Raw genomic sequence first — 5,775 nt, 5'->3', positions numbered from 1 at the left:
GTGGCGTGTCACCTGCTAAGTTCGAAGAAAAGTATTTTTTAGAAGTTCCTACTGTCTAGCAAACTCTGGGAAGTCCACTGAATAGTAAATAAGAGTATCCAAATACCTTACTACTAATGTTAATTTCGTGACCTATGAAACTAATCGGAAGTAGATGTATACCAGAACTTACTGGGATAGCATGATGCATACTTCCTTCATATTGACGCCCTGAATTCTCACATATACCCAAATAACGCATATTTCCCCCTATTTGAAAGTGCGGCTTTAATTGCTATAAGCCCAGCTATCAGAAAGTGCTTCTGCTTGTTCTAGCACCAAGCGGATAGCTTCATCTGATTTATCTGGCGGATATTTAAAGCGACGTAATAATCGACGAACAAGGTTACGCATACGAGCACGAACACTCTCACGTTTTGACCAATCAACGGTTGCAGATATACGTAGCTGGTGGGTTAGTTCAATCGCTAACTTGCGTAAGTTGTCATCGCCTAGTTCTCTTACAGAAGCTTCATTGGCAACCAAGGCACGATAGAAGGCGATTTCATCAGCGGTGAGATTCATTTCCTTCATCATCTCAGCATCAGCTTGCATTTCTTTCGCCCATTGAATCAGTTCTTCAATGACCTGAGCGGTTTCGATGCTGCGGTTATGGTATTTCTGTAGTGTTGCCATGATGCGGTCGGAGTATTTTTTCTCCTGTACCTTATCTGTTTTCATTCGAGCTTTGACTTCATCGCGAAGAAGTTTCTCTAGTAACTCAACAGCGAGATTCTTTTCTTTCATGTGCTTCATATCTTCTAAGAACTCTTCGGATAGCAAACCAATATTGGGTTTATCTAAACCAACTGTTGTGAAAATATCATCCACTCCATCTGCAATGATGGCGTTATTTAAAATTTGCCGAAGGGCAGAATTACGCAGTTCATCACTGCGTTTCTGATCAACATTTGAATGCTTTAAAAATGCTGTCTTGATGGCACCATAAAAGGCTATTTCATTTTTATAAGGTTCGACTTCATCAAGGGTATTACATAAAGAGTAGGCTTTATTTAGTTGGACCATCGCGTCAAGGAATCGGCGTTTGCCATCACGTACTTCTTTGCCTTCGCGATTGGTGTGGCTCAAGCCTGATATATGGTTTACCGCACCTGGCAGAAGCTGTAATGGCTTCGTTTCATAAGTATCAAGGTATGAAAATACAGAACCGTTATCAGATGGCGTTGCAAACATGCCACGGATAATATCAATACGCTCTTCTAGGTATGCAAAAGCCTCAGCCGTATCAAGGGTTGGCTGACCTTTACCTTGGCTATTTGTATAGGTTTTCAGTGCATCTTTAAGATCGTTTGCTATGCCGAGGTAGTCCACCACCAAACCACCCGGTTTGTCTTTGAATACACGGTTTACCCGCGCAATGGCCTGCATCAGATTATGGCTTTTCATCGGTTTATCTATGTACATGGTATGACAGCACGGAGCATCGAAGCCGGTGAGCCACATATCACGAACAATGACGAGCTTTAGCTCATCGTCTGTGTCTTTAAAACGTTTCTCAAATAGCTTCTTGGTTTTCTTATCGTAGATATGCGATTGCATCTTTTGACGATCCGATGCTGAGCCTGTCATGACGACTTTAATGGCGCCCTTGTTTGGATCATCATCGTGCCACTCAGGCTTAATAGCAATAATTGCATTGTATAAATCGACACAGATCTCACGGCTCATGCCAACAATCATCGCTTTACCGGGGAAGGTTTCGCAGCGAGTTGTGAAGTGCTCAACAAGATCTTTTGCTACTGCGTCAATGCGTGGCTGAGCACCGACCAGTTTTTCTAAGGCTGACCATTGAGATTTAATTTTCTCACGGCTAGCGGTTTCTTCCTCCTCGCCGATTTCGTCTTCTACTTGATCGTTGAGTGCTTCGATTTTGTCTTGATTTATATCTAACTTGGCAAGGCGGGATTCATAATAAATCGGAACCGTCGCGCCGTCGTCTACCGCATCTTGAATATCGTAGATGGAAACATAGTCGCCAAAGACACTACGAGTATCCTTGTCATCTTTGTCAATTGGTGTGCCTGTGAAGCCGATAAATGAAGCAAAGGGCAGAGCATCGCGCATGTATTTGGAATAACCGTAAACATAGCGTTTACCAATTACTTCACCATGCTCATCTTTTACATCGACTAAGCGAGCTTTGTTGCCATATTGGCTGCGATGGGCTTCATCTGAAATGACAATAATGTTTGAGCGTTGAGAGAGTTTTGGGTGCTCTGTTTCTTTTTCTAATAATGAAAACTTCTGCACGGTAGTAAAGATGATGCCACCGGATTGACGATTAAGTAGTAACTCTCGTAATTCGTCACGGCCATCGGCCTGTTGTGGCGTTTGTTTTAAAGTCTCGCTCGCCATGGAAAACGTGTTGAACAGCTGGCTATCTAAGTCATTACGATCCGTCACGACCACAATCGTTGGGTTATTAAGCTCTGGCTGCTGAAGCAATTTGCTGGCATAGCACACCATAGAGATGCTTTTGCCACTGCCTTGTGTGTGCCAAACAACACCTGCTTTACGGCTACCAGGCTTTACCTTTTTAAGGTATGTGGCGCGACGTTCGCCAATACCCGTTTGAGTATCTGCTGCAATGATGGTTGCTTGTACTGCGGCACGTACCGCATGGAATTGATGGTAACCGGCGATCTTCTTAATAACGTTGTCGCCGTCATTCTCGAACAAGATAAAGTAACGTAAATAATCCAATAAAAGCTCAGGTTTGAAAAAACCTCGTACCAAGGTTTCTAATTGAAACTCTAATAACGGCTTGTCGTCTTCGTGGTTGATAGCTTTCCAAGGTAAGTAACGCTCTTGATTGGCGGTAAGAGAGCCGACACGGGCTACCCAACCATCGCTCACAACCAAGGCTTCGTTAAATACAAACAAGTCTGAAATTTCATCTTTATAGGTCTGTAGCTGGTTATAAGCATTCCAAATATCAGTTTGTTCATTAGCGGGGTTTTTAAGTTCGATTACCGCCATTGGCAGCCCGTTGATAAATACCACAATATCGGGGCGTCGGTTGCCCTTTTTACCTGTGATAGTGAACTGATTAACCACTAAAAATTCGTTTTTATCCGGATTATTAAAGTCGATTAAACGCACATGGGTGTGCTTTGTGACCTGCTTGCCGTCTTGCTCAATGGAATATTCAAGCGGCACACCTTCGATCAAATACTTATGGAAGATACGGTTATTTTTGATCAGAATGGGCGTTTCAGGTGTTGCAACTCTTTTAGCTACTTCAAGTAAGCTGTCATAAGGCACAAATGGATTCAGTTTTACCAGTCGATCAATTAAACGCTGGCGCAAGGTGACTTGCTGAAAGTTTTCTCGTTCAGGAGAAGCTCCATCGGGCGCGATGTCATAGCCATTTACATATTGGTAGTTAAGCTCTTTAAACCAATCAAGGCACAGCTGTTCTAATTGATCTTCTGTGATCATTATTGTTTTTCCTCATACAGGCGGTGCATGTCTTTGCAGAAATCGACAAAAGAAGTGCAATTGAGTAGTGCTTGTTGGAGTTCCGTCATCTGTTGGAGAAATGTGTCACTTTGTTGTTCAAGTGTTGTAGCATTTCCAATAAAGTCAGTGAGACCTCGATAAATAATAAGAGGATGCCATGGGTTTTCGTTCTTATTTTTAGTTGTGCGGTCACTGAAATGCCATCCCTTAGGTAAAATGAGTTCATTAACTAAGGCCTTATAATGAGCATTAGAGTTCATTGCTGAGTGAAGAGGTTTATCAATGTCCATAATCAATACGGCTAATGGTTCTGTTGGCATAAGGTCATTTATGCAGTGATCATATCCATCAATGGCAAAACCGCAGAAGAACCCAGGAGTCCAACCTCCCTCTTCGTATTCTTTAGTGACATTGTTAAATTCTAAACCAATACGGCCCCAAGCGTCGTGCTTACCGATTCTTTCGTTTATGCCTACCTTACGTTGAAGTGCTATTTTGTTATATGAAATATGATCATCGACTAGTCGCTGGATAGGCCAGCTTTGGTTTGCAGTTCTTGTGGCAATATCGTAGAGCTGTTGGTTTAGTTTTTTTGCATCGTTGTAGTAGAAAATAGAAAGGGGGTTGATCGGTGACATATCTATCAACCCGTTACTTTTTAAAAGGTTGGTAAACTCTCCTCGAATCCATTTTTCTTTTTCATCGCCGTCTGTGACTTTTTCGATTTCTTCAGCTATTTGATACCAACATAGTGCTAAATCTGGGCTTTGTCTGTGTTGTCCTATATGAGCGGTGATCAATACAAGCGTAAAAGCCTCACCGAATTTTTCTTCTGCGTACTTACGGTAGTTATCCAGCTGGCTATCGTGAAGCTCTGACCAAACTTTATGTTCAAATATAATGCGAAAGGAATGGTCTTTAGACTCCCAGCACATATCTGGATACCTACCATTGAAATTAACTTGGGTATCAATGCGCTCTGAGTTGCCAACGAGTGGGATCTCTAAGCTTTGCTCTTTGGCCTTGTTGTGTAAGAGCGTAGCGATTGCTTCTCTTACTGATGGGTCATTTCGTAATAACCAAGCAAAAGCTTCAGTTATGAAGTTTTCAATAGGAGAGTTTTTGTCGCTAGCAGCGTATTTACTGATGTTAACAAGTAAGCTTTCGTACATTTATAAGTCCCTTTAATAATTAGTTCTATCGGTTCCAAGCTCGGTCGGTGATTTTCCCAGTAAGGTTATAAATCCCGACTTGCTCAATGTAGTAATGAAAATCGCGGTTTTCAGTTACGATTCGGTTAGCGGATTGCCAGTCTACATTGCTTCTTTCTCTCGCGGGGATCAATATTTGGCTATCATAAAGCGATTCAGTATTAAGTATTAGTAAGCCGATACCATGCAGACTAGAAAGCATTTGTAGCTCGGCTTCCACATCACTATTCAGTCCCGTAGCCACAAGGTAACCGTAGTTAGCCCAGCTAGAATTAGACACCGCTTGGAAGAAATACTTACGCACATTGCTTTTGGTCAGGTGCTTTTTTACCTCAAAAGACCAAAGACGAACCGAGCTATGATGACCGCTTCGTACACAGCTACGCACGGCCTCATCCCAGCCTTGGTCTAGCGGCTCTAGGGCAACGATATCTGGGTGTAACCAGTGATTACCACCGCTGCCATGGGTGTTTTTTGATTTGCGTTCATCGATACGTTGGCAATACAGTCCAAGGTCCGTACTGAGGTACTCAATCAGCATGGGGTATAAATCGTGCTCATTTAAACTTTTTGAGGTGAGGGGCGTATCCACACTCTGTTCTTCAGGCTCTTCGATTATTTCATCGGCCTCTGCAACAGAAGGGTCTGCATCCCAGTAGTAGATCCGTGGACGAGGCTTATCTCGCGTCGCCACATTGGCGCAGGCTTTTTGGGCTGCGACAGTGCGCTCACCACCGATTTCAGCCGCCAACTGAGCAATCAGTTTTTCTTTCGTGTTATATCTTGGGTTCGTCTGCTTTTCTGCAATTTCGACGGGATAACGTTCAATAAACACTTTAGCTAACTCCCGAGCAGTAAACTTCTGATCAGGATTATCCTTTAGTGTTTCAATGATCATCTCAACGCGGGTAGTCATTTACTAATTTCCTTTATTCGAGTAGCGTGTCTAATAGCAACGTCTAATATTAGGTCAGGCTTATCCAAAAGGCTTCAGTACCTTTCTAATACCTACAATTTTCTCTCCGTTAGGAATGACATCAAG

General features: G+C 42.7%; 3 protein-coding genes. All 3 read right to left on the bottom strand.

Going from position 1 to position 5,775, the window contains the following annotated elements; translation table 11 throughout:
- Positions 1-267 precede the first annotated feature (267 nt).
- From ACN0VI_RS15505 to ACN0VI_RS15495, 3 genes are read right to left on the bottom strand one after another with little or no spacing between them, the layout of a single operon-like run.
- Positions 268-3,501: a type I restriction endonuclease subunit R gene (locus ACN0VI_RS15505; protein ID WP_417447428.1), complete on the bottom strand. Its 3,234-nt coding sequence runs from the start codon at positions 3,499-3,501 to the stop codon at positions 268-270.
- Complete coding sequence (locus ACN0VI_RS15500) at positions 3,501-4,694, bottom strand: hypothetical protein (protein ID WP_417447427.1); 1,194 nt, start codon at positions 4,692-4,694, stop codon at positions 3,501-3,503. The genes ACN0VI_RS15505 and ACN0VI_RS15500 overlap by 1 nt, the downstream gene beginning before the upstream one ends.
- A 25-nt stretch (positions 4,695-4,719) precedes the next feature.
- Positions 4,720-5,649 (bottom strand): COG2958 family protein, encoded by a 930-nt coding sequence (locus ACN0VI_RS15495; protein ID WP_417447426.1) that lies wholly within the window; start codon positions 5,647-5,649, stop codon positions 4,720-4,722.
- Positions 5,650-5,775 lie beyond the last annotated feature (126 nt).

The sequence above is a fragment of the Kangiella sp. genome (genome assembly GCF_048265365.1).
Taxonomy (GTDB): domain Bacteria; phylum Pseudomonadota; class Gammaproteobacteria; order Enterobacterales; family Kangiellaceae; genus Kangiella.
The sequence above is the reverse complement of the archived record's forward strand: the minus strand, read 5'-3'. Positions and strand labels throughout refer to the sequence as shown.